This window comes from Caenimonas aquaedulcis, from assembly GCF_015831345.1.
Lineage (GTDB): Bacteria > Pseudomonadota > Gammaproteobacteria > Burkholderiales > Burkholderiaceae_C > Ramlibacter > Ramlibacter aquaedulcis.
The window spans coordinates 944324-966265 of the sequence record NZ_JADWYS010000001.1 but is presented as its reverse complement, the minus strand read 5'-3'; the positions used below and the strand labels follow the sequence as shown (position 1 = coordinate 966265).

General features: G+C 68.7%; 25 protein-coding genes. 13 read left to right on the top strand and 12 right to left on the bottom strand.

The features are described from left to right. Positions 1-23 precede the first annotated feature (23 nt). Positions 24-1004 carry a tripartite tricarboxylate transporter substrate binding protein gene (locus I5803_RS04565; protein WP_196985217.1) on the top strand — a complete coding sequence of 327 codons (981 nt, stop codon included), beginning with the start codon at positions 24-26 and terminating at the stop codon, positions 1002-1004. Continuing rightward, positions 1001-2227: a flavin-dependent oxidoreductase gene (locus I5803_RS04560; RefSeq protein ID WP_196985216.1), complete on the top strand. Its 1227-nt coding sequence runs from the start codon at positions 1001-1003 to the stop codon at positions 2225-2227. The genes I5803_RS04565 and I5803_RS04560 overlap by 4 nt, the downstream gene beginning before the upstream one ends. Here the strand turns inward: I5803_RS04560 and I5803_RS04555 are convergent. Beyond that, complete coding sequence (locus I5803_RS04555; protein WP_196985215.1) at positions 2224-2808, bottom strand: hypothetical protein; 585 nt, start codon at positions 2806-2808, stop codon at positions 2224-2226. The genes I5803_RS04560 and I5803_RS04555 overlap by 4 nt on opposite strands. Positions 2809-2912: 104 nt before the next feature. Here I5803_RS04555 and clpB point away from each other — a divergent pair, with 104 nt between their 5' ends. Continuing rightward, entirely contained in the window at positions 2913-5546 is a 2634-nt protein-coding gene (gene clpB, locus I5803_RS04550) for an ATP-dependent chaperone ClpB (protein ID WP_196985214.1), read from the top strand. Positions 5547-5549: 3 nt separating this feature from the next. Here the strand turns inward: clpB and I5803_RS04545 are convergent, their stop codons facing one another. Next, positions 5550-5897: a hypothetical protein gene (locus I5803_RS04545; RefSeq protein ID WP_196985213.1), complete on the bottom strand. Its 348-nt coding sequence runs from the start codon at positions 5895-5897 to the stop codon at positions 5550-5552. 145 nt (positions 5898-6042) lie between these two features. On the opposite strand from I5803_RS04545, the gene I5803_RS04540 reads away from it, so the two are divergent. The 4 genes from I5803_RS04540 (at position 6043) to I5803_RS04525 (ending at position 8279) form a co-directional block, all read left to right on the top strand. Further along, complete coding sequence (locus I5803_RS04540) at positions 6043-6348, top strand: DUF1330 domain-containing protein (protein ID WP_196985212.1); 306 nt, start codon at positions 6043-6045, stop codon at positions 6346-6348. A 43-nt stretch (positions 6349-6391) separates the two neighbouring features. After that, positions 6392-7375: an acrylyl-CoA reductase (NADPH) gene (acuI, locus tag I5803_RS04535; protein ID WP_196985211.1), complete on the top strand. Its 984-nt coding sequence runs from the start codon at positions 6392-6394 to the stop codon at positions 7373-7375. Between the two features lie 62 nt (positions 7376-7437). Further along, positions 7438-8100 carry a peroxiredoxin gene (locus I5803_RS04530; protein ID WP_196985210.1) on the top strand — a complete coding sequence of 221 codons (663 nt, stop codon included), beginning with the start codon at positions 7438-7440 and terminating at the stop codon, positions 8098-8100. Between the two features lie 41 nt (positions 8101-8141). Then, complete coding sequence (locus tag I5803_RS04525) at positions 8142-8279, top strand: DUF3096 domain-containing protein (RefSeq protein WP_196985209.1); 138 nt, start codon at positions 8142-8144, stop codon at positions 8277-8279. Positions 8280-8282: 3 nt separating this feature from the next. Here the strand turns inward: I5803_RS04525 and I5803_RS04520 are convergent, their stop codons facing one another. Then, positions 8283-9068 (bottom strand): SDR family oxidoreductase, encoded by a 786-nt coding sequence (locus I5803_RS04520; RefSeq protein WP_196985208.1) that lies wholly within the window; start codon positions 9066-9068, stop codon positions 8283-8285. Between the two features lie 158 nt (positions 9069-9226). On the opposite strand from I5803_RS04520, the gene I5803_RS04515 reads away from it, so the two are divergent. Further along, positions 9227-9541: a hypothetical protein gene (locus I5803_RS04515; protein ID WP_196985207.1), complete on the top strand. Its 315-nt coding sequence runs from the start codon at positions 9227-9229 to the stop codon at positions 9539-9541. A 4-nt stretch (positions 9542-9545) separates the two neighbouring features. Here I5803_RS04515 and I5803_RS04510 read toward each other — a convergent pair whose 3' ends face one another. The 8 genes from I5803_RS04510 to hutU form a co-directional block, all read right to left on the bottom strand. Next, positions 9546-10022 carry an NUDIX hydrolase gene (locus tag I5803_RS04510; protein ID WP_196985206.1) on the bottom strand — a complete coding sequence of 159 codons (477 nt, stop codon included), beginning with the start codon at positions 10020-10022 and terminating at the stop codon, positions 9546-9548. Positions 10023-10069: 47 nt separating this feature from the next. Next, complete coding sequence (locus I5803_RS04505) at positions 10070-10261, bottom strand: hypothetical protein (RefSeq protein ID WP_196985205.1); 192 nt, start codon at positions 10259-10261, stop codon at positions 10070-10072. Continuing rightward, complete coding sequence (locus tag I5803_RS04500) at positions 10258-10461, bottom strand: hypothetical protein (protein WP_196985204.1); 204 nt, start codon at positions 10459-10461, stop codon at positions 10258-10260. The genes I5803_RS04505 and I5803_RS04500 overlap by 4 nt, the downstream gene beginning before the upstream one ends. A 109-nt stretch (positions 10462-10570) precedes the next feature. Then, positions 10571-11371 (bottom strand): ABC transporter ATP-binding protein, encoded by an 801-nt coding sequence (locus tag I5803_RS04495; protein ID WP_196985203.1) that lies wholly within the window; start codon positions 11369-11371, stop codon positions 10571-10573. A 4-nt stretch (positions 11372-11375) separates the two neighbouring features. Continuing rightward, on the bottom strand, positions 11376-12155 hold the full coding sequence (locus I5803_RS04490; RefSeq protein WP_196985202.1) for an ABC transporter permease: 780 nt from the start codon (positions 12153-12155) through the stop codon (positions 11376-11378). Between the two features lie 3 nt (positions 12156-12158). Next, complete coding sequence (locus tag I5803_RS04485) at positions 12159-13100, bottom strand: ABC transporter substrate-binding protein (RefSeq protein ID WP_196985201.1); 942 nt, start codon at positions 13098-13100, stop codon at positions 12159-12161. A 32-nt stretch (positions 13101-13132) separates the two neighbouring features. Beyond that, positions 13133-14677 carry a histidine ammonia-lyase gene (gene hutH, locus I5803_RS04480; RefSeq protein WP_196985200.1) on the bottom strand — a complete coding sequence of 515 codons (1545 nt, stop codon included), beginning with the start codon at positions 14675-14677 and terminating at the stop codon, positions 13133-13135. Further along, a complete protein-coding gene (gene hutU / locus I5803_RS04475; protein WP_196985199.1) occupies positions 14674-16377 on the bottom strand; it encodes a urocanate hydratase in 1704 nt (567 codons plus the stop codon). Before hutU ends, hutH begins: the two co-directional genes overlap by 4 nt. A gap of 77 nt (positions 16378-16454) precedes the next feature. On the opposite strand from hutU, the gene hutC reads away from it, so the two are divergent. The 5 genes from hutC to I5803_RS04450 are packed head-to-tail and all read left to right on the top strand — an operon-like array spanning position 16455 to position 21099. Next, positions 16455-17165, top strand: a complete 711-nt coding sequence (gene hutC, locus I5803_RS04470; protein WP_196985198.1) for a histidine utilization transcriptional repressor HutC — start codon at positions 16455-16457, stop codon at positions 17163-17165. Between the two features lie 23 nt (positions 17166-17188). Next, on the top strand, positions 17189-17743 hold the full coding sequence (locus I5803_RS04465; RefSeq protein WP_196985197.1) for a HutD/Ves family protein: 555 nt from the start codon (positions 17189-17191) through the stop codon (positions 17741-17743). 35 nt (positions 17744-17778) lie between these two features. Further along, entirely contained in the window at positions 17779-18954 is a 1176-nt protein-coding gene (hutI, locus tag I5803_RS04460) for an imidazolonepropionase (RefSeq protein WP_231402563.1), read from the top strand. Next, a complete protein-coding gene (gene hutG / locus I5803_RS04455; RefSeq protein ID WP_196985195.1) occupies positions 18951-19751 on the top strand; it encodes an N-formylglutamate deformylase in 801 nt (266 codons plus the stop codon). The genes hutI and hutG overlap by 4 nt, the downstream gene beginning before the upstream one ends. Continuing rightward, positions 19741-21099 (top strand): formimidoylglutamate deiminase, encoded by a 1359-nt coding sequence (locus tag I5803_RS04450; RefSeq protein ID WP_196985194.1) that lies wholly within the window; start codon positions 19741-19743, stop codon positions 21097-21099. Before hutG ends, I5803_RS04450 begins: the two co-directional genes overlap by 11 nt. Here I5803_RS04450 and I5803_RS04445 read toward each other — a convergent pair. Further along, positions 21075-21917, bottom strand: coding sequence for an AraC family transcriptional regulator (locus I5803_RS04445; RefSeq protein ID WP_196985193.1), 843 nt, complete (start codon positions 21915-21917; stop codon positions 21075-21077). The genes I5803_RS04450 and I5803_RS04445 overlap by 25 nt on opposite strands. Between the last annotated feature and the right edge of the window lie 25 nt (positions 21918-21942).

The window sequence follows — 21942 nt, the reverse complement described above, 5'->3', positions numbered from 1 at the left end:
ACAAACTTCTCACGGAAACATCCATGCCTGCTCTCCTCGCGCGCATGGCCGTGCTCGCGTTTTCCGCCCTGGCCGCCTTCGCCGCCAGCGCCCAATCGCCCGCCGCGGCCCCCAGCCAGGCGCCGCTGCGTCTCATCGTTCCCTTCACGCCCGGCACGGGCATCGACCTGATCGCGCGCACCGTTGGCCCGAGACTCGCGGAGCGCCTCGGGCGCCCCGTGGTGGTGGACAACCGCGCCGGCGCCTCGGGCAACATCGGAACGGAAGCCGTGGTGCACGCCGCGCCCAACGGCACGACCCTGCTGGTCAGCGTCAACACGCTCGTGATGAACCGCAGCCTCTATCCCCAACTGCCGTTCGACCCGGTGAAGGACCTGGTGCCCGTCTCGCTCACCAGCTGGGGACAGCTCCTCCTGGTCGCGAGCTCCAAATCGGGCTTCAGGACCGCCGGCGACCTGGTCTCCGCGGCGAAGCGAAAGCCCGGCGCCATCAACTATGCGAGTCCCGGCGTGGGAACGCCCCACCACCTCTCGATGGAGCTGTTCAAGTCGACGGCGGGCGTCTTCCTCACGCACATCCCCTACCGGGGCACCGCGCAAGCCGTCACCGACCTGCTGGGCGGCCAGATCGACGTGATGTTCCTGCCGATCCACGTCGCGCTGCCGCAGATCAAGGCCGGCAAGCTCGTGGCATTGGGCATCGGCAGCGCGAAGCGCCACCCGTTGCTGCCGCAGGTGCCCACGCTCGCCGAGGCCAGGGCCGGCAATGTCGACGTGGACATGTGGTACGGCATCTTCGCGCCGCCCGGCACGTCGGCGGACCTCGTGGCGCAGCTCAACCGCGACATCAAGGAGATCCTGGCGACGCCCGAGATCCGCACGGCCTTCGAGACGCAGGGGATGGATCCCGCGTCCAGCACGCCGGAGGAATTCCGCAGGCTGGTCGCGCAGGACGCGCAGCGGTGGGAGCGCCTCATCAAGGCGCAGGGGATCACCGCGCAATGAAGGTAGCGATCATCGGCGGAGGCATCGGCGGGCTCGCCCTGGCCCTGTCGCTGCATCGCCAGGGCCAGGCTTGCGAGGTGTACGAAGCCGTGGCCGAAGTCCGCGAGATCGGCGTGGGGATCACCCTGCTGCCGCATGCGATGCGGGAGCTCGCGGCGCTCGGGCTGCAGCCGCAGCTCGAAGCGGCGGGTATCGAAAACCTGGAAAGCGTGTTCTTCAACCGCTTCGGCCAGTTCATCTTCCGCGAGGCGCGCGGACGCCATGCGGGCTACGACACGCCCGAGATCGGGCTGCATCGCGGCAAGCTTCACCGCGTGCTGTACGACGCGGTGCTCGAGCGCCTCGGCGCCGATCGCGTGCACCTCGATCACCGCTGTGTCGGCGTCGACCAGGACGAACGCGGCGCGACCGCCAGGTTCCAGGACGCATCGGGCCGCGCGCTCGCCCCTGTCTCCGCCGAGGTGGTCGTCGCCTGCGACGGCGTCAATTCGGCCGTGCGCCGCCAGTTCTATCCCGGGGAAGGCCTCGCGTTCGCGGGGATCAACACGTGGCGCGGCGTGACTGTGCACAAGCCCATCCTCAGCGGCAAGAGCTACCTGCGCATCGGCTCCATCGAGACGGGCAAGATGGTGATCTACCCGATCGCCGACAACGTCGACGGCCAGGGCGGCCAGCTCGTCAACTGGGTCGCGGAAATCCGCCGCGAGGGCGCGCCGAAGAACGACTGGAACAAGCCGGGCAACCTGGACGATTTCCTGGGGATCTTCCAGGACTGGCGCTTCGACTGGCTCGACGTGCCGGCCCTGATCCGCGGCGCCGCTTCCATCTTCGAGTACCCGATGGTCGACAAGGACCCCGTGTCCCGCTGGACCTTCGGCCGCGTGACGCTGCTGGGCGACGCGGCGCACCCGATGTACCCGCGCGGCTCCAATGGCTCGGCGCAGGCGATCATCGACGCGCGCACCCTGGCGGAACAGCTCGGGTCCGCGGCCGACGTGCCGGCCGCGCTGCTGGCCTATGAGAAGTTGCGGCTGCCGGTGACCTCGCGGATCGTGGAGACGAACCGCACCGTGCCGCCGGATTTCATCAATACGCGCGTGGACGAGCTCTCGGGCGGCCAGCCGTTCCGCCACATCGACGACCTCATCAGCCAGGAAGAGCTGCGGCGCATGTCCGACGAGTACAAGCACATCGCCGGGTTCGCGCTGAAGGCGAAGGCCTAGTTCAGGTAGCGGGGCTTGCGGCCGGTCGAGGTCGCGTCCTCGTCCTCCGCGGCGCCTTCTTCCAGGGCCACGGGCGTGCCGAAAGGCTCGCGCCACTGCGAGCGCCCCAGGGCCTGCTCCAGCAGGTGCATGAGGCCCTGCATGAGCTTGGGTTCCAGCTCCATCTGGAAGTTGCGGGGCTTGTCCGCGTTGGGCGGCTTCTCGTTGAACGTGAGCCGCAGGCGCCCGCTCGGCTGCGGCGAAGCGTCGACGTCCGTGACGAGCAGGGGCTCCTCGCCCAGCGGAAGGGTCACCCGTTCCTCCTGGTAGGGCGTGTCGAAATCGGCGTGCCGCAGGAACTCTTCCTTGCGGAAGTCGGTGAGCATCTTCTTGAGCCCGTCGTCCGCGGTGTCGAGCACGGTGCCCGCGGCTTCCAGCTTGAGCAGGTGCTTGGTCAGCAGCTTGGACAGCAGCGGCCAGAGGCCGAGCATCAACCGGCGCGTCAGCCACATGCGGATCTCCTCCGCGCTGGACGTGTTGATCCGCACGAGGATACGGTCCTGCTCGGCGACGTAGTTGACCGAGAGCTGGTGAATTTTCATTGGGATTGATTTTAGTCAGCCGCCGGCGGCACGCCCGGAAGCAGAGTGACCTTGAAATCGCCCGGGAAATGCCTAACCTGTGCGGAAACCGGAGTTACCCACCCATGCGGCTAGACAAGCTCACCACCCAATTCCAGCAGGCCCTCGGCGAAGCGCAGAGCCTCGCGCTCGCCAACGACCATCCCTATATCGAGCCCGAGCACCTGCTCGTCGCGATGCTGCGCCAGGACGACGGGCCCACGGCCCTCCTGCAGCGCGCGGGCGTGAACGTGCCCGGCCTGCTCGCCGGCGCCGAGGCGGCGATGCACAAGCGCGCCAAGGTCGAAGGCCACGAACAGGTCCAGGTCGGGCGCGACCTGTCCGCGCTGCTGCAGGCCACCGAGAAGGAGGCGCTCAAGCGCGGCGACCAGTACATCGCGAGCGAGCTCTACCTGCTCGCGCTCGCCGACAGCAAGCAGGACATCGGCCGGATCGCCCGGGAGAACGGGCTCACGCGCAAGACCTTCGAGGCGGCCGTGGATACCGTGCGCGGCGGCGAAAAGGTCAACAGCGCGGAGGCCGAAGGCCAGCGGGAAGCGCTCAAGAAATACTGCATGGACCTGACGGAGCGGGCGCGGCAGGGCAAGCTCGACCCCGTGATCGGCCGCGACGAGGAAATCCGCCGCGCGATCCAGGTGCTGCAGCGCCGCACGAAGAACAACCCTGTGCTCATCGGCGAGCCCGGCGTGGGCAAGACGGCCATCGTCGAGGGCCTCGCGCAGCGCATCATCGCGGGCGAGGTCCCCGAGACGCTGAAGAACAAGCGCGTGCTGTCGCTGGACATGGCGGCACTTCTCGCCGGCGCGAAGTACCGCGGCGAATTCGAGGAGCGCCTGAAGAACGTGCTCAACGAACTCGCGAAGGACGAGGGCCAGACCATCGTCTTCATCGACGAGCTGCACACCATGGTGGGCGCGGGCAAGGCCGAGGGCGCGATGGACGCGGGCAACATGCTCAAGCCGGCGCTCGCACGCGGCGAGCTTCATTGCGTCGGCGCGACCACGCTGGACGAATACCGCAAGTACATCGAGAAGGACGCCGCGCTCGAGCGGCGCTTCCAGAAGATCCTCGTCGGCGAGCCGACGGTGGAGGCCACCATCGCCATCCTGCGCGGCCTGCAGGAAAAGTACGAAGTCCACCACGGCGTCGAGATCACCGACCCCGCCATCGTCGCCGCGGCGGAGCTCTCGCATCGCTACATCACCGACCGCTTCCTGCCGGACAAGGCGATCGACCTGATCGACGAAGCCGCGGCCAAGGTGAAGATCGAGCTCGACTCCAAGCCCGAGGCGATCGACCGCCTCGACCGCCGCCTGATCCAGCTGCAGATCGAGCGCGAGGCCGTCAAGCGCGAGAAGGACGAAGCCTCCCAGAAGCGCCTGGGCCTGATCCAGGAAGAGATCACGAAGCTGCAGAAGGACATCGCGGACCTCGAGGAAATCTGGAAGACCGAGAAGGCGCAGGCGCACGGCTCCGCGCAAGTCAAGGAAGAGATCGACAAGCTGCGCCGCGAGATCGAGGAGTTCACCCGCAAGGGCGACTTCAACAAGGTCGCCGAGCTGCAGTACGGCCGGCTGCCCGGCCTCGAGAAGCAGCTCGCGGAAGCGCAGGCCAAGGAATCGGGCAAGGCGAAGAGCGCCAAGGACGGCGGCCGCCCGCAGCTGCTGCGCACCATGGTCGGCGCCGAGGAAATCGCGGAAGTCGTGGCCCGGTCCACCGGCATCCCGGTGTCCAAGCTGATGCAGGGCGAGCGCGAAAAACTGTTGCTGATGGAAGACCGCCTGCACCAGCGCGTGATCGGCCAGGACGAGGCGATCGCCGCCGTGTCCAACGCGATCCGCCGCTCGCGCTCGGGCCTGTCCGACCCGAACCGGCCCACCGGCTCGTTCCTGTTCCTGGGCCCCACGGGCGTGGGCAAGACCGAGCTGTGCAAGGCCCTCGCGACCTTCCTCTTCGACAGCGAGGAGCACCTCGTGCGCATCGACATGAGCGAGTTCATGGAGAAGCATTCCGTGGCCCGCCTGATCGGCGCGCCGCCCGGCTATGTCGGCTATGAAGAGGGCGGTCACCTCACGGAGGCGGTGCGGCGCAAGCCCTACAGCGTGATCCTGCTCGACGAGATCGAGAAGGCGCACCCCGACGTGTTCAACGTGCTGCTGCAGGTGCTCGACGATGGCCGCCTCACCGACGGCCAGGGCCGCACCGTGGACTTCAAGAACACCGTGATCGTGATGACGAGCAACATCGGCTCGCACAAGATCCAGGCGATGGTCAACAAGCCCTACGACGAGGTCAAGGAGGCGGTGTGGGACGAGCTGAAGAACCACTTCCGCCCGGAGTTCCTCAACCGCATCGACGAGACGGTCGTGTTCCACGGGCTGCATGCGGCGGACATCGCGAAGATCGCGGCGATCCAGCTGCGCATTCTCGAGCAGCGCATGGCCAAGATGGACCTCACGCTGCAGGTGTCGCCGGCGGCGCTGGAAGAACTCGCGAAGGTGGGCTTCGATCCGGTGTTCGGCGCGCGTCCGCTCAAGCGGGCGATCCAGCAGCGCATCGAGAATCCGCTCTCCCGGCTGATCCTCGAAGGGCGGTTCCCGCCCAAGAGCGTGATTCCGGTGGAGGTCGACCCGGTGCGCGACCCCGGCGTGTTCCACTTCGGGGGCGCGGTGGCCGCGCCGGAAACGCAGGAGGCCTGAACTTCAGCGGCCGAGCGGGCTCGGCCGCGAGTTGAGGTCCCCGGGCAGCAGGCCCTGGAATCGCGTGTTGATGCGCGCGATCTTCTCGCGCGCAGTCACTTCGCCGTCGAGCCCGGCCAGCGCCGCCATGAGGTCGCCGCGCAGGTACCAGAGGTCCTGGATTTCCGTGGCGTAACGGATGCGGCGCGTGGTCGCCGCGAACTCCTTGATGCCGCGCTCGCCGAGCATCTGCAGCATCGCTTCGCGGATGTCCTCGATGCCGTCTTCCAGCACGGAATCCGAGGGCGGCGCCGGGCGGCGCAGGATCAGCCCCGAAATGCTGTTCTTGAAATCGTTTCTGGAAAACTTCATGGCCAACGTGTGTCTCTTTGCCTGAGTTTGCATCTTTTTACGCGCGCGCTGCTGACCTTTGCCTGAGCAACCTTCGCCAATGCGTGAAATCCTGCCGAGGCGGCGCGCCTAAAATCCAGCTCTTCCGCTGCACAGGAGATACCGCATGGCCAAAGGCTACTGGATCGTTCGCGTCGACATCACCGATGCCGAGCAGTACAAGAAATACATCGCCGCCAACAACAAGCCGCTGGCCGCCTACGGCGCACGCTTCCTGGTGCGCGGCGCGCCTTTCGAAAACGTGGAAGGCGGCGCGCGCCAACGCAACGCGGTGATCGAGTTCCCGAGCTACCAGGCGGCGCTGGACTGCTACCGGTCCGAGGACTACCAGGCGGCGATCAAACTGCGCGCGGACGTGGCCACGGCCGACCTCATCATCATCGAGGGCTACGAAGGGCCGCAGCCCGCCTGACGATTTGGGTATGCTGGACGGCTGTCCGCAGCCGGAGAAACGCATGTTCAAAGCCCTGGTCCTCGAAAAGAATCCCGAATTCGCCGCGTCGGTGCGGGAAGTCGACGACACGTTCCTCCCCGAAGGCGACGTCACGGTCGCGATCGACTACTCCACCCTGAACTTCAAGGACGGCCTCGCCATCACCAACCGCTCGCCGGTGGTGCGTGCCTGGCCGATGATCGCGGGCATCGACGGCTCGGGCACCGTCGTCGAGAGCACTTCGAGCCAGTGGAAGGCGGGTGACCAGGTGGTGCTGAACGGGTTCGGCGTCGGGGAAACACACAAGGGCTGCCTCGCCGAACGCGCTCGCCTCAAGGGGCAGTGGCTGATCCGGCGGCCCGAACGCTTCAGTGCCAGGCAGGCCATGGCCATCGGCACCGCGGGCTACACGGCGATGCTGTGCGTGCTCGCGCTGGAGCGCCACGGCCTGAAGCCGGGGGAGGGCGAAGTGCTCGTCACCGGCGCCACGGGCGGTGTGGGCTCGACCGCCATCGCCCTGCTCTCCAGGCTCGGGCACCGCGTCGTCGCGGCCACGGGCAAGGCGTCGGAAGAGGCGTACCTGAAATCATTGGGCGCCGACTCGGTGATCGACCGGGCCGAGCTCGCGGCGGCCGGCAAGCCGCTGCAAAAGGAACGCTGGAGCGCTGTGATCGATGCCGTGGGCAGCCACACGCTCGTGAACGCGCTGGCCCAGACGCGGTACGGCGGGGCCGTCGCCGCTTGCGGTCTCGCACAAGGCATGGACCTCCCCGGAAGCGTCGCGCCCTTCATCCTGCGCGGCGTCGCGCTGCTCGGCGTGGACAGCGTGATGGCGCCGCTCGCGCTGCGGGAGAAGGCCTGGAGCCGGCTCGCGCAGGATCTCGACGCGGCCAAGCTCGATGCGATCACCACGGAAGTGCCGCTGGGCGAAGCCATTGCCGCGGCGAAGCGCCTCATGGAAGGACAAGTCCGCGGTCGCATTGTGGTGCGCACCAGGGCCGGTTGACAGCCGTCATCCGGCGGGCATGATGGCCGGTTCCGGAATACCCGGTTAGCCAGGAGAAAAACATGTCACTCAGGATCAACGACACCGCCCCGAATTTCACGGCGGAGACCACGCAGGGCAAGATCGACTTCCACCAGTGGATCGGCGACAAGTGGGCCGTGCTGTTCTCGCACCCGAAGGACTTCACCCCCGTGTGCACCACCGAGCTGGGCTACATGGCGAAGATCGAGCCCGAGTTCACCAAGCGCAACGCCAAGCTGATCGGCCTGTCGATCGACCCGGTGGACAACCACAGCCGCTGGGCCGCCGACATCGAGGAGACCCAGGGCTCCAAAGTGAACTACCCGATGATCGGCGACACCGACCTGAAGGTCGCGAAGCTCTACAACATGCTGCCGGCCGAGGAGGCGGGCACTTCGGAAGGCCGCACCGCTGCCACGAACGCGACCGTGCGCTCGGTGTTCATCATCGGCCCGGACAAGAAGATCAAGCTGATGATGACCTACCCGATGACCACGGGCCGCAACTTCGATGAAATCCTGCGCGTGCTCGACTCGATGCAGATGACCGCGAAGCACAAGGTGGCGACGCCGGTGAACTGGAAGAAGGGCGAGGACGTCATCATCGCGGGCTCGGTGTCCGACGAGGAAGCCAAGACGCTCTTCCCGAACGGCTGGACCGCCGTGAAGCCTTATTTGCGCGTCACCAAGCAACCCGGCAACTGAGGGTTGCGTGATACTGGGGTCTCCAATACAAGGGAGACCCCATGAACATCGTTCCGCACATCGGCCCGGTCGCGGCGCTCGTCGCCGGCATCCTCATCCTCGTGATGCCGCGCCTGCTCAACTTCATTGTCGCGATCTACCTGATCATCATCGGCGTGGTGGGCCTGCTCGGCAGATAGGGCTCAGGCGGGCTTGGGCTCCGCGGTGTGCGCGGCGTAGAGCTTCTGCATCCCGCCCAGCCAGCGGTCGTAATCCTGGCCCTTGGCCTGGAAGTACTTCGCGACTTCCGGATGCGGCAGCACCAGGAATCTTTCGTCGCGCATGGTGGCCACGACTTCCGCCGCGACCTGCTCGGCGGTCAACACGCCGTCCAGGCCCGCGGAGCCGGTGCCGCCCGCCGTCATGTCCGTCTGCACCGACTGGGGGCACAGGCAGGACACGCGCAGGCCCTTGCGGCCGTAGGCGATGCGCAGCCACTCCGCGACGGCCACGGCGGCGTGCTTCGTCACCCCGTACGGCGCGCTCTCCACGATGTTGAGCAGTCCCGCGGCCGAGGCGGTCACCACGAAGTAGCCTTCGCCGCGCGCGATCATCTCCGGCACGACGGCCCGGGCCCCCCAGATGTGCGCCATGCCGTGCACTTGCCACATCTTCTCCCACAGCGCGTCTTCCAGCTCGATGCCGCCCATGCGGCCGAGGATCCCGGCGTTGGACATGAAGATGTCCACCTGGCCGAAACGCTCGCGCGCCGCCGCCACCAGCGCCTGGATGTCCGCCTCCCGGCTGACGTCGCACTTCACGGCGAAGGCGTTGGGCCCCGCGTCGCGCGCAACGCCCTGGGCGCGCTCCAGGTTGAGGTCCGCGAGCACGATCCCGCGTGCGCCCTCCGTGGCGAATCGCTTCGCCAGCCCCGCCCCGATGCCGCTCGCGCCGCCGGTGATGACCGCGACTTTGCCCTGGATGTCCATGCTTGTTTCTCCGGTTGGTGCGGCAAGTATGGCGCGGCGGCAAGCCCCGGCCAGCCACGAAGGCGACACGCGCCGACACGAGGTCTGGCATCCCGTCCTACGCTGCTGAGCCAGCGGCTGGTGGAGCATCCATGCAGATTTTTCGACGGAGATGCGCGATGACGACAGCGATGCTGGACCATGAAAAAGACACCGACGTCAGCGTGGCGGGCCGCGTGGACGCCGCCCACGAGGACGCGCACTGGCAGCGCGCGCACGCGGCCGAGCGGTATTTCCGGCCGGGCCTGGATTACGAGGACTATGCCGGGGCCTATTGCGTGGGCTACACCGGGTACGCGCAGTACGGCGGCGCCTTCGAAGACGCGGAGAAGTCGCTTTGCGCCAACTGGATCCGCATCAAGGGCGATTCGCGCCTTTCGCTGGACGACGCCATGCTCGCCGTCCGCGCCGCCTGGAGCCGCATGGCGGCCTGAGGCGTCAGCGCTGTCCGTCGGCCGTTGAAAGCGCCACGGCGAGCCGGTCCAGCAGTGCCGTCTGTGCGGGCAGGAGTTTCTCGCGGGCTTGCGCCAGGGTGAACCACCCGATGCGATCGAGCTCGGGAAAACTCTGCATGCGGCCGGAGCGGGGCGGCCATTCCATCTCGAACGCGATGGACGCCAGGGCACCCGGGTCGAGGTCGCCCTCGCACGCCCAGGCCTGCACCCGCTTGCCGCTTTTCTGCCGGACTTCGCCCAGGGGAAGGTAAGGCGGCGATGGCACGTGCCCGGTTTCCTCGGTGAACTCGCGCACGGCCGCGGCCAGCGCTTCCTCGGGCGCCTCGTAGCCGCCCTTGGGCACGGTCCACGCGCCGTCGTCCCGCGAGCGCCACAGCGGCCCGCCGGGGTGGCCCAACAGGACCTCCGGCGTGCCATCGGCCGCCCGGCGGTACATGAGGAGTCCGGCGCTTTGCTTCATGCACCGAGCGTAGCGCGCATGGCGCTGTCCGGGGGAAGGCGCGGGCGCTAGTTCGCGGGGGGGGTGCCCGCCGCGTCCTCGCCCGGCTGGGATTCGGATTCGCCGTGGGTGTCCAGCTGGCGTTTCCTGATCATCACTTCCAGCGCCGTGTCCGAGCCCGAGCCGCTGCGGGGAACGTTGGTCGCGTCCTTGGAGGGGGAGTTGGGGTGGGCCGCGGTGTCCTTGGTGTCGCCGCTCATGAGCGATTGCTCCCGGCCGCGTCGTCGGCCTCGCCGGCCTGGTGGCGCTGCTGCTCCTCGCCCCGCGAGATCATGTGCGCCATGGCGCTGGCGGCGCCTTCGCCGGTGTGGCCGGCTTCGCCCTGCTCCTGCTGGCTGGACGACGCAGCCCCGGCGTGTTCCTCTTTGGTGTCTTTTGGATTGTTTCCGCTGCTGCCCATTGCTCGTGCTCCCGGACCGGTCCATGTGCACAGTCCATGAAGCTTATTTTTGGAAGAGCGGCTGGGATTCGCGGTCGGTATCCGGCTGAGCTATTTGTAGGAAATTTCCTCATCCGTGAAGGGATGCAACGGCCGGGGCCTCCTCCAGCCCGGCGGCGCGCCGCACCTCCACGCGGATCTCCTCGGTCAGGCGGGCCTTCAGGTCCACGAAAGCCGCCGTCGTCTTGACCGAGTAGTGCCGCGGGTGGCTGATGGCCACGGGCAAGTCGCATTTGATGCGCCCGGGGCGCGCGCTCATCACCACGACGCGGTTGCCCATGAAGATTGCCTCGTCGATGTCGTGGGTGACGAAGAGCACGGTCTTCCTCTCGGCCTCCCAGATGCCCTGCAGCAGCTCCTGCATCAGCTCGCGCGTCTGGTGGTCGAGCGCGCCGAAGGGCTCGTCCATCAGCAGGATGCGCGGGTCGTTGGCGAGTGCGCGCGCGAGCGCGGTGCGCTGCTGCATGCCGCCGGAGAGCTGTTTGGGAAAGTGGTTCTCGAAACCCTTCAGTCCCACCTTGGCGATGAAGCCCGCGGCCACGGCATGCTGGTCGGCGAGCGTCATGCCTTTCTCGCGCAGGCCGAAGCACACGTTCTGCAGGACGGTGAGCCACGGAAAGAGCGTGTAGCTCTGGAACACCATGCCGCGATCCGCGCCGGGCCCGGTGACGGGCGTGCCGTCCAGTTCGATGCTCCCCGTCGTCGGTGAGTCCAGCCCCGCGACCATGCGCAGCAGCGTGCTCTTGCCGCAGCCCGACGGGCCGAGGATGGTGATGAAGTCGTTCTCCTCGACCTTCAGGTCCGTCGCCTGCAGTGCGACGGTGCCGCCGGGGAAAGTCTTGGAAACGCGGGTGATGTCGAGAATGCTCATTGTTCTAGCGACCGATCTGCGCCCAGGGAAACAGCTTGCGGTTGAATGCCTTGAAGGCGAAGTCGGTCACGAGGCCGATGAGACCGATCACGATGATGCCGAAGATGATCTGGTCCGTGGCCAGCAGCGCCTGGCTGTCGGTGATCATGTGGCCGATGCCGCTGGACGCGCCGATCAGTTCCGCGACGATCACGTAGGTCCAGGCCCAGCCGAGCACCATGCGCAGCGTCTCCGCGATCTCCGGCGCGCTGGAAGGAAGCAGCACGCGGGTGACGATGCCGCGGTCCCCCGCGCCGAGCGTGTACGCGGCCTCGACGAGGTCGCGCCGTGTGTTGCCGACGCTCACCGCGATCATCAGCACGAGCTGGAAGAACGAGCCGAGGAAGATCACCGAGAGCTTCTGCGCCTCGCCGATGCCGGCCCACAGGATCAGCAGCGGGATGAAGGCGGAGGCGGGCAGGTAGCGCGCGAAGCTCACGAAGGGCTCGAAGAACGCCTCGACGGGCTTGTACGCGCCCATGGCCACGCCGAGCGGCACGGCGACCAGCGCCGCGATCGCGAAGCCGCCGACCACGCGCCACACCGTCATGCCGATGTCCTTCAGGAAGCCCTGGTGCGCCAGCAGGTCCCAGCCGGACCGCACCATGGTGAGCGGGTCAGCCAGGAAGGTCTTCGAGACGAAGCCGCCGAAGGTCGCCGCCGCCCACACGGCGAAGAAAAGGACGAAGAAGCCGATGCCCAGCGCGACGCGCGCGCCGGGGGCGACAGGTTGCAGGGGGCGCACTGCTTATTTCAGGAAGCGGGTGTCGGCGAGCTTGCCCATGTCCGGCAGCGCCTTGATGATGCCCGCCTCCAGCAGCAGGTCGCCGGCTTCCTTGCTGAACGCCGCATGCTCGCCGCTGAAGAACTTCTGGTTGGCGGCGCGGTCCTGCCAGCGCAGGTACTTCTGCGAGGCCTCGAACTGCTCGCCGGTCTGCTTCACGTCCGCGCCCATGATCTCGAAGCTCTTCTTCGGGTCCTTCTGGATCATCTCCACGGCTTCGAAGTAGCTGTCGGCCAGTGCCTTGGCGGCTTTCGGGTTTTCGGAGAGGAACTTCGGCGTGCAGCCGAAGGTGTCCATCACCATGGGGTAGTCGAGGGTGGTGGCGATGATCTTGCCGGCCTCCGGCTTCGCGCGCACCGCACCGAGGTAGGGCTCGTAGGTCATCGCGGCGTCGACGCCGTCGGTGCCCGCGATCATCGCGTTGGCGGCGGCCTGCGGCTCCAGGTTCACGACCTTCACGTCCTTGGTGGACATGCCGTTCTTCTTCAGGATCCAGGCGAGGGCGAAGTAGGGCGAGGTGCCGGGCGCGCTCGCGGCGACGGTCTTGCCCTTCAGGTCGGTGATCTTCGCGATGCCGGGCTTGACCACCATGCCGTCGGCGCCGTAGCTCTTGTCGAGCTGGAAGATCTGCGTCGTCGCGACGCCGTTGGCGTTCCACGCGACCCAGGTCTCCACCGTGGTGGCGGCGCACTGGACGTCACCGGAGGCGATCGCGAGGTGGCGGTCCTTCTGCGGAATCTTCTTGATGCTGACGTCCAGGCCGTTCTTCTTGAAGATGCCCGCCTCCTTGGCGAGCGTGAGCGGCGCGAAGCCGGTCCAGCCGGAGATGCCGACGGCGAGCTTGGTTTCCTGCGCGTGCGAGGCGCAGGCGAGGGCGACGAGGGAGAGGGCGAGCAGCTTCTTCATGGGAGTTCTCCAGGTAAAAATCGAGACGATCTTCATTGCAATTTCAATGCCGACAATTCGGGGATCTGCGATTCGAGGGCGTGGCCGATGTCGCCGGCGGCGACGAGGTGATGCACGGCCTCCATGTCGCGGGCGAGGCTGCGGTCCTGCATCATCGCGGGCGAGACGCTGCGCACCAGGCGCAACACGCCCTCCAGCCCCGGGGCGCTGCGCTGGGGGCGCAGGAATTCGATGCCCTGCGCGGCCGCGAGCAGTTCGATCGCGACGATGTGGGCGGTGTTCTTCAGCATGGGCTGCAGGCGGCGCGCCGCGAAGGTCGCCATGCTCACGTGGTCTTCCTGGTTGGCGGACGTCGGGATGCTGTCGACGCTCGCGGGATGCGCGAGCGACTTGTTCTCCGACGCCAGCGCCGCGGCGGTGACGTGCACGATCATGAAGCCCGAGTTCAGCCCCGGCTCGGGCGTGAGGAAGGGCGGCAGGCGAGAGACGACGGTGTCCACCAGCATCGCGATCCGCCGTTCCGTGATGGCGCCGATCTCGGCGATCGCCACCGCCAGCGCGTCAGCGGCGAGTGCGACCGGCTCCGCGTGGAAGTTGCCGCCCGACAGCAGGCCGCCGTCGAACACCAGCGGGTTGTCGGTGACGGCGTTGGCTTCGCGCACCAGCACCTGCGCGGCGTGGCGCATCTGGTCGAGGCACGCCCCCATCACCTGGGGCTGGCAACGCAGGCAGTAGGGATCCTGCACGCGATCGTCGTTTTCGAGATGGGACTTGCGGATGCCGCTGCCGACCATGAGCGCGCGGTAGGCGGCTGCGCAGTCGACCTGCCCGGGCTGGCCGCGCGCGGCGTGGATGCGGGGATCGAACGGGCCGTCGCTGCCGCGCGCCGCGTCCAGCGTGAGCGAGCCGGAGATCACCGCGGCTTCGAAGAGGCGGTCGGCCGCGAGCAGCGCATCGATGGCGAGTGCGGTGGACACCTGCGTGCCGTTGATGAGGGCCAGGCCTTCCTTGGCGCCGAGGCGCAGGGGCCGCAGTCCCGCGCGCTCCAGGCCCTGGGACGCCGGCATGCGCACGCCTTCGAAGAACACCTCGCCTTCGCCGATCAGCGGCAGGCTGAGGTGGGCGAGGGGCGCGAGGTCGCCGGAGGCGCCGACCGAGCCCTGGCACGGGATCACCGGCGTCACCCCGCGGTTGTGCAGCGCGATGAGCGCATCGACCACCTCCTCCCGCACCCCCGAGTAGCCGCGTGCGAGGCTCGCGGCCTTCAGCAGCAGGATGAGGCGCACGACACGCTCGTCGAGCGGCTCGCCCACCCCTACCGCATGCGAGCGCAGCAGCTTCAACTGCAGCACGGCGAGATCGTCCTTGCCGATGCGCGTGCTCGCGAGCTTGCCGAAGCCGGTGTTCACGCCATACACGGGCGCATCGCCTTCGGCCGCGCGGCGCACGGTTTCCGCACTCGCCGCGATGCCTGCGCGGCAACCGGGCGCGAGTGCGACCGGCACGCGCTCGGCGGCGCACAGCCGGCGCAACTGCGCGAGTGTCAGCTCGCCGGGATGCAGCGTCTCGGGGTTCATCCCAGCATCGGCAGGTTCAGGTGGTTCTCGCGCGCGCAATCCTTCGCGATGTCGTAGCCCGCGTCGGCGTGGCGCATGACGCCCGTGGCCGGGTCGTTCCAGAGCACGCGCTCGAGTTTTTCAGCCGCGTCCTGCGTGCCGTCGCACACGATCACCACGCCAGCGTGCTGCGAATAGCCCATGCCGACGCCACCGCCGTGGTGCAGGCTGACCCAGGTCGCGCCGCTCGCGGTGTTGAGCAGGGCGTTGAGCAGCGGCCAGTCGCTCACGGCGTCGCTGCCGTCCTTCATGCTTTCGGTCTCGCGGTTCGGCGAGGCGACCGAGCCGCTGTCCAGGTGGTCGCGCCCGATCACGATCGGCGCTTTCAGCTCGCCCGACTTCACCATCTCGTTGAACGCGAGCCCGGCGCGGTGCCGCTCGCCCAGGCCGATCCAGCAGATGCGCGCGGGCAGGCCCTGGAAGCTGATGCGCTCGCCCGCCATGTCGAGCCAGCGGTGCAGGTGCGTGTTCTGCGGGAACAGCTCCTTCATCTTCGCGTCCGTCTTGCGGATGTCTTCCGGGTCGCCCGAGAGCGCCACCCAGCGGAACGGGCCCACGCCGCGGCAAAAGAGCGGGCGGATGTACGCGGGCACGAAGCCGGGGTAGGCGAACGCATCGTCGACGCCGTAGTCCTTGGCGACCTGCCGCAGGTTGTTGCCGTAGTCCACAGTGGGGATGCCCATCGCATGGAATTCGAGCATCGCCCGAACGTGCGTCGCGCAGGATTCGCCGGCGGCTTGCGTGAGGCGCGCATGCTGCGCCGGGTCTTTCTGGGCCGCCTGCCACTGCGCCACGGTCCATCCGATCGGCAGGTAGCCGTTGATGATGTCGTGCGCGGAGGTCTGGTCGGTCACGATGTCGGGGCGGAGGCCGCCGGCCTTCGCGCGCCGCGCGAGCTCGGGCACGATCTCGCCCGCGTTGCCGCACAGGCCGATCGACACCGCTTCCTTGCGCGCGGTGTGGTGCGCGATCAGCGCCAGTGCGTCGTCGAGGTCCTTCGCCTGCTTGTCCAGGTACTTCGTGCGCAGGCGGAAGTCGATCCGCGACTGCTGGCATTCGATGTTGAGCGAACACGCGCCGGCGAAAGACGCCGCGAGCGGCTGCGCGCCGCCCATCCCGCCCAGCCCGGCCGTGAGCACCCAGCGCCCGGCGAGGCTGCCCCCGAAATGCTGCCGCGCGGCTTCCGCGAACGTCTCGTAGGTGCCTTGCACGATGCCCTGCGTGCCGATGTAGATCCAGCTGCCCGCGGTCATCTGGCCGAACATCATCAGGCCGGCGCGGTCGAGCTCGTTGAAGTGCTCCCAGGTCGCCCACTTGGGCACCAGGTTGGAATTGGCGATGAGCACGCGGGGTGCCCCGGCGTGGGTCCGGAACACGCCGACCGGTTTGCCCGATTGCACGAGCAGCGTTTCGTCCGCCTCGAGCTTGCGCAGCGAATCGAGGATCGCGTCGAACGCGGGCCAGTTGCGCGCCGCCTTGCCGATGCCGCCGTACACCACCAGCTCATCCGGGTTCTCGGCGACGGCCGGGTCCAGGTTGTTCTGGATCATGCGGTAGGCCGCCTCGATCTGCCAGTTGGCGCAGGACAGTTGCGTGCCCTGCGGTGCGCGCACGGGCCGCGCCTTGCTGTCGAGAAACGGGGTCTGCGAAAGATCGGACATGGCGGCTCCACGCGTGCAATTTCGGGGGATGCTAGTTGTCTATACAACTTGTGTCAACTGGGTTATCCTCGCCTCCCATGGCAAAGAGCGCACTTCCCGCGTACGAACAGGTCAAGGCCTGGACGCGCCGGCACATCGCCAGCGGAAAGTGGAAGCCGGGCGACACCGTGCCCAGCGAGGCCGCGCTGATGCAGCAGTTCGGCGTGAGCCGCATGACGGTCAACCGCGCGCTGCGTGAACTCGCCAACGAGGGCCTCGTCACGCGCGTGCAGGGCTCCGGCACGCGGGTCGCGCAGCTGCACCGCATCTCGTCCCGGCTCTCGATCCGCGACATCCACGAGGAGGTCGTCGAGCGCGGCCATGAGCACACCACGCGCGTGCTCCGGGCGGCCAGCGAACCCGCGGGCGAGGAGGTCGCGCAGTCGCTGGGCCTGAAAGCATCGGACGCCGTGTTCCACACCGTGATGGTGCACATGGAAAACGGCGTGCCCATCCAGTACGAAGACCGGTACGTGAACCCCGCGGCCGCGCCCGCGTACCTCGCGACCGACTTCACGCAGACCTCGCCCACGCTGCACCTGCTGCAGCACGCGCCGCTGACCGAGGCCAGCTATTCGATCGAAGCCTGCCTGCCGACCGCGCAGGAGGCGAGGGCGCTTGCGATCAAGCGCACCGAGCCGTGCCTGGCGATGATGCGGCGCACCGTGAGCGGCGCGCATGTCGCGAGCATCGCGCGCCTCGTCTACCCAGGGACGCGCTACAGTTTCGCAGGACAGTTCCAGGCCTGACAACACCGCACCGGAAGGACACCATGAGCTGGCACCGCATCGCCGTCGATTCCATCCCGCCCACGCCGTGGCGCAACGGCGGCGGCACCACGCGCGAGCTCGTCGTCTTTCCCGTGCGCGAGCACTGGCACTGGCGCATGTCGGTGGCGACGATCGCGCAGGACGGCCCGTTCTCGGTGTTCGAAGGCGTCGAGCGCTGGTTCGCGGTGCTCTCGGGCGACGGCGTGCGGCTGAGCATGGGCGGCAACACGCATGCGCTGCGGCCGGACTCGCCACCGCTGTCCTTCGACGGCGGCGTGGCGACGCAGTCGGAACTGGTGGGCGGCCCGACGGAGGATTTCAACCTCATGGTGCGCCAGGGGCGCGGGCACATGGAGCGCGTCCATGGCAGCCTCGCGCTCGCGGTGGCCTCGGGCAGCGCGGTCGCGTTGTGGTCCGGCGAGCACGCCGCGAGCGCGACCTTCGAAGGCGCCACGCTGGAGCTGCCGCCGCGCACGCTCGCCTGGCGGCACCTCGACATGGGCGGGCGCGTGACGCTACAGGCGACGCAGGGCCTGTGGATGGAGATCGCGCAGTGACCGTCCAGCTGTGGACGAACTGCCGCGCCGCGACGATGCAGGCGGGCCATGCGGCCGCCTATGGTCTTGTCGAGGACGCGGCGATCGCCGTGGAGGACGGGCGCATCGCGTGGATCGGTCCGCGCGCGCAATTTCCGCCCGGGCTCGAGGAGCGATGCGCGATGCGCCACGACGCGCGCGGCGCGCTCGTCACTCCCGGATTGATCGACTGCCACACGCACCTGGTGTACGCCGGCGACCGCGCGCACGAATTCGAGCTGCGGCTGCAAGGCGCGAGCTACGAGGAGATCGCGCGGGCCGGCGGCGGCATCGCCTCCACGGTGCGCGCAACGCGCGCCGCGAGCGGGCAGGAGCTGGTGCGGCAAAGCCTGCCGCGCCTGCAAGCCCTGGTGGCGGAGGGCGTCACGACCCTCGAGATCAAGTCGGGCTACGGATTGTCCCTGGAGCACGAAGGCAAGATGCTTCGCGCCGCCCGCGCCCTGGGGGCGCGTGGGGGCGTCGAAGTGCGCACCACGTTCCTGGGCGCGCACGCGCTGCCGCCCGAGTACGCGGGACGCGCCGACGACTATGTCGACGAAGTCGTGCGCATGCTGCCGCTGCTGCACGGCGAGGGCCTGGTCGATGCGGTCGACGCCTTCTGCGAGCGCATCGCTTTCAGCACGGCGCAGACCGAACGCGTGTTCCAGGCTGCGCGAAAACTCGGCCTGCCGATGAAACTGCACGCGGAGCAGCTGAGCGACAGCGGCGGCGCGCAGCTGGCCGCGCGCTACGGCGCGCTCAGCTGCGACCACCTGGAGTGGCTGGGCGCCGAAGGCGCGCAGGCCATGGCGGGCGCGGGCAGCGTCGCCGTGTTGCTGCCCGGCGCGTTCTACTTCCTGCGCGAGACGCGCGTGCCGCCCGTCGAGCTGCTGCGGCAGCATCGCGTCCCCATCGCGGTGTCCACGGACTGCAACCCGGGGAGCTCGCCATGCACCTCCTTGCTGCTGATGCTGAACATGGCGTGCACGCTGTTTCGCCTCACGCCCGAAGAATCGCTCGCCGGCGTGACACGCCATGCCGCGCAGGCACTCGGGCTGCACGATCGCGGCGTGCTGGCCGCGGGTGCGCGTGCCGACTTCGTTCTGTGGGACGTCGAGCGGCCTGCACAGCTCGCGTACGCGATCGGCGCGAACCCCCGCATCCAGACCGTCTTCGAAGGCCGTCCCCTATGACCTACCTCCTGAACACCGGCGAATCGCCCCTGCTCGTGAGCATGCCGCACCTGGGCACCGACATTCCCGACGACCTCAAACCGGATTACGTGCCGCGCGCCTTGCAGGTGGAAGATGCGGACTGGCATCTCGACCGCCTCTACAACTGCCTGCCGGCGCTGGGCGCCACCGTGCTGCGTCCCCGGATCGCCCGCTACGTGATCGACCTCAACCGGCCGCCGGACGATGCGCCGATGTATCCGGGCGCGTCCAACACCGAGTTGTGCCCGACACGTTTCTTCAACGGCGATCCGCTCTACCGGCCCGGCCGCGAGCCGTCGGACGAGGAGCGCAGGCGCCGCCGCGTCCAGTACTGGCAGCCCTACCACGCCGCGCTGGGCCGCGAGCTCGCGCGCATACGCGCCCGCCATGGCTTCGCGCTGCTGTGGGACGCGCACAGTATCCGTTCGCAGATCCCGTGGCTCTTCGAAGGCGTGCTGCCGGACCTGAACATCGGCACCGCGGGCGGCGCGAGCGCCCATTCCTCCATCGAGAGCGCGGTGGCGCAGGCGGCCGCGCGTTTCGGCGATGTGAGCCATGTCGTCAACGGGCGCTTCAAGGGCGGCTACATCACGCGCCATTACGGCGACCCCGCGTCGAACGTGCACGCGGTGCAGCTGGAGATGTGCCAGAACCTGTACATGGGCGAGGAGCCGCCGTACGCCTACGACAATGAAAGCGCGGGGGGCGTGCAGCCCGTGCTGCGCGAAATGATCGAAGCCGCGCTGGCGGCTTGCAATGCGCTGTATGAGCGTTGAGCCGCGGCGATTCTTCGCGGCATCCGCGTGGATCGGCGGGGCCTGGCTGAAGGACGTCGTGCTGGCCGTGGGGCCGGACGGCCGGTGGGCCGCTGTCGAGCCGGATGCCCCCGCGAGCGCGCGCGAAGGCGCCGTGCATCTCGCAGGCCCGGTGCTGCCCGGCCTCGTCAACGGTCACAGCCACGCCTTCCAGCGCGCGATGGCGGGGCTGGCCGAGCGCAGCGGCGGCAGTGCGGACAACTTCTGGTCCTGGCGCGACCGCATGTACACGCTCGCGCACCGCATGAACCCGCAGCGGCTCGAGGCGGTCGCAGCATTCCTCTACGAGGAATTGCTGCATGCAGGCTACACGCAGGTGTGCGAATTCCACTACCTGCATCACGCGTCGCTCGCGCCCGGCGCGGACCCGCTGGACATGGCGATGGCGCTCGTGCGCGCCGCCAGGCGCACAGGCATCGGCCTCACCCTCCTGCCGACCCTCTACATGCGATCCGGTTTCGGGGCCGCGGGCTTGCGGGACGACCAGCAGCCCTTCGCGTCGACGCCCGCGTCGGTGCTGCGCATCGCGAAGGAGGTCCGCGCGGCGGCGCCGGACGCACTCGTCACCAGCGCCGTCGCCGTGCACTCGCTGCGCGCGGTCGGCGCGCCGGCCCTGGCCGAACTCGTTGCCGGCGCGGCCGAGGACATGCCCCTGCACATCCATATCGCCGAGCAGCAGCAGGAAGTGGATGACTGCCAGATCCAGCTCGGGCGCCGGCCCATCGAATGGCTCGCCGCGAATGTGCGGCTGGATTCGAGGTGGAACCTCGTGCATGCCACCCATGCCGCGCCCGACGAACTGGACGCGGTTCGACACCGGGGCGCTTCCATCGTGCTGTGCCCGAGCACGGAGGCGAACCTCGGCGACGGCGTGTTCGACCTGCCGGGCTGGCTCGGGCGCAGCGGCAGCTGGTCCATCGGCTCCGACAGCCATGTGACGCGCAGCTGGCAGGAGGAATTGCGGCTCGCGGAGTATTCGCAGCGGCTGGTGCACCGCAAACGCAACATCGCGGCGCAGGCCTCGCTCAGCGACAGCAGCGCGGCCGCCCTGTTCGAAGGCGCGTTGCAAGGCGGCGCGGCCGCGGCGGGCGTGCCGCTCGGCGGCATCGTGCCGGGGCAGCGGGCGGACTTCATGGTCGTGGACGCGCGCGCACCCGCGCTGGCGGGCGTCGATGCGGAGCACGTGCTGGATGCGATGGTTTTTTCGAGCCCGGAGGTCCCGCTCGCGCAGGTGTTCGTCGCCGGCCGCGCCGCGCCGCCCCGCGACCCCGCCATCGCGGCCGCCTATGCGTCGGCCTTGAGGGGGTAGAAGCGGGTCGGGGGCTGGCCCATCGCCGCCTTGAACATCGCGGTGAACGCGCTGTCGCTCGCATAGCCGCTGGCCGCCGCGACGTGGCTCACCGGCGCGCCCTTCGCGAGCATCGGCAGCGCGTGCGCGAGCACGGCCTGCTGCCGCCACTGCTGGTAGCTCGTGCCCAGTTCCTCCCGAAACAAGCGGGCCATCGTCCGCTCGCTCGCGCCCACCTGCGCCGCCCACTCGGCCAGGGTGCCGCGTTCCGACGGTGCGTGGAGCACGGCCTCGCACAGGGCGCGCAGGCGCTTGTCGCCCGTCTGCGCGTGGGGCAGCGGCACGCCCAGGGCCTGGCTGTCCGCGTGCGCGAGTTCGTCGAGCACGAGCCCCGTGAGCCGCTCCTCGCGCGCGCGGGGCAGGGCGGTCCCGGCGGGCGCGTCGAGCGCCTGCACGAGTTCGCGCAGCAGGGGCGACACCACGATCACCCGACAATCCGTCCATCCCTGCGGCGTGACGGACGCGTCGATGTAGAGCGTGCGAAAGCGCGCGTCCTCCAGCACGTGCACCGCATGGCGTGCGCCCGGCGCGATCCACACCGCCCGCGAGGGCGGCACGATGAACGTCACCTCGTCGCCCTTGCCCAGGTGCTGCTCCGCCGTGACCTGCACGATGCCGCTCGCGCAATACGCGAGTTGCGACCACGCGTGGTGGTGCGGCTCGAAGTGGCTGTCGGCCTGCATGTTGCGCGCGCGCACGCGCACGGGCCGCTGGCGGCTGGGCCGGAAGGCATCGGTATCGCCGACAAGGGCGTGCAGGGCAGGGCGCGGGCGCGGCATGGACGGAAGCGGGTTTGGCCGATTT

Excerpts from the sequence above, each read along its gene's own strand:
- I5803_RS04500 (WP_196985204.1), bottom strand. The coding sequence starts at position 10,461 with ATGGGCAGCAGCGGAAACAATCCAAAAGACACCAAAGAGGAACACGCC.
- hutC (WP_196985198.1), top strand. The coding sequence starts at position 16,455 with ATGGCAAAGAGCGCACTTCCCGCGTACGAACAGGTCAAGGCCTGGACG.
- I5803_RS04505 (WP_196985205.1), bottom strand. The coding sequence starts at position 10,261 with ATGAGCGGCGACACCAAGGACACCGCGGCCCACCCCAACTCCCCCTCC.
- I5803_RS04495 (WP_196985203.1), bottom strand. The coding sequence starts at position 11,371 with ATGAGCATTCTCGACATCACCCGCGTTTCCAAGACTTTCCCCGGCGGC.
- hutI (WP_231402563.1), top strand. The coding sequence starts at position 17,779 with ATGCAGGCGGGCCATGCGGCCGCCTATGGTCTTGTCGAGGACGCGGCG.
- I5803_RS04450 (WP_196985194.1), top strand. The coding sequence starts at position 19,741 with ATGAGCGTTGAGCCGCGGCGATTCTTCGCGGCATCCGCGTGGATCGGC.
- I5803_RS04540 (WP_196985212.1), top strand. The coding sequence starts at position 6,043 with ATGGCCAAAGGCTACTGGATCGTTCGCGTCGACATCACCGATGCCGAG.
- hutU (WP_196985199.1), bottom strand. The coding sequence starts at position 16,377 with ATGTCCGATCTTTCGCAGACCCCGTTTCTCGACAGCAAGGCGCGGCCC.
- I5803_RS04485 (WP_196985201.1), bottom strand. The coding sequence starts at position 13,100 with ATGAAGAAGCTGCTCGCCCTCTCCCTCGTCGCCCTCGCCTGCGCCTCG.
- I5803_RS04560 (WP_196985216.1), top strand. The coding sequence starts at position 1,001 with ATGAAGGTAGCGATCATCGGCGGAGGCATCGGCGGGCTCGCCCTGGCC.
- hutH (WP_196985200.1), bottom strand. The coding sequence starts at position 14,677 with ATGAACCCCGAGACGCTGCATCCCGGCGAGCTGACACTCGCGCAGTTG.
- I5803_RS04465 (WP_196985197.1), top strand. The coding sequence starts at position 17,189 with ATGAGCTGGCACCGCATCGCCGTCGATTCCATCCCGCCCACGCCGTGG.
- I5803_RS04515 (WP_196985207.1), top strand. The coding sequence starts at position 9,227 with ATGACGACAGCGATGCTGGACCATGAAAAAGACACCGACGTCAGCGTG.
- I5803_RS04530 (WP_196985210.1), top strand. The coding sequence starts at position 7,438 with ATGTCACTCAGGATCAACGACACCGCCCCGAATTTCACGGCGGAGACC.
- I5803_RS04545 (WP_196985213.1), bottom strand. The coding sequence starts at position 5,897 with ATGAAGTTTTCCAGAAACGATTTCAAGAACAGCATTTCGGGGCTGATC.
- hutG (WP_196985195.1), top strand. The coding sequence starts at position 18,951 with ATGACCTACCTCCTGAACACCGGCGAATCGCCCCTGCTCGTGAGCATG.
- clpB (WP_196985214.1), top strand. The coding sequence starts at position 2,913 with ATGCGGCTAGACAAGCTCACCACCCAATTCCAGCAGGCCCTCGGCGAA.
- I5803_RS04555 (WP_196985215.1), bottom strand. The coding sequence starts at position 2,808 with ATGAAAATTCACCAGCTCTCGGTCAACTACGTCGCCGAGCAGGACCGT.
- I5803_RS04525 (WP_196985209.1), top strand. The coding sequence starts at position 8,142 with ATGAACATCGTTCCGCACATCGGCCCGGTCGCGGCGCTCGTCGCCGGC.
- I5803_RS04510 (WP_196985206.1), bottom strand. The coding sequence starts at position 10,022 with ATGAAGCAAAGCGCCGGACTCCTCATGTACCGCCGGGCGGCCGATGGC.
- I5803_RS04565 (WP_196985217.1), top strand. The coding sequence starts at position 24 with ATGCCTGCTCTCCTCGCGCGCATGGCCGTGCTCGCGTTTTCCGCCCTG.
- I5803_RS04520 (WP_196985208.1), bottom strand. The coding sequence starts at position 9,068 with ATGGACATCCAGGGCAAAGTCGCGGTCATCACCGGCGGCGCGAGCGGC.
- acuI (WP_196985211.1), top strand. The coding sequence starts at position 6,392 with ATGTTCAAAGCCCTGGTCCTCGAAAAGAATCCCGAATTCGCCGCGTCG.
- I5803_RS04445 (WP_196985193.1), bottom strand. The coding sequence starts at position 21,917 with ATGCCGCGCCCGCGCCCTGCCCTGCACGCCCTTGTCGGCGATACCGAT.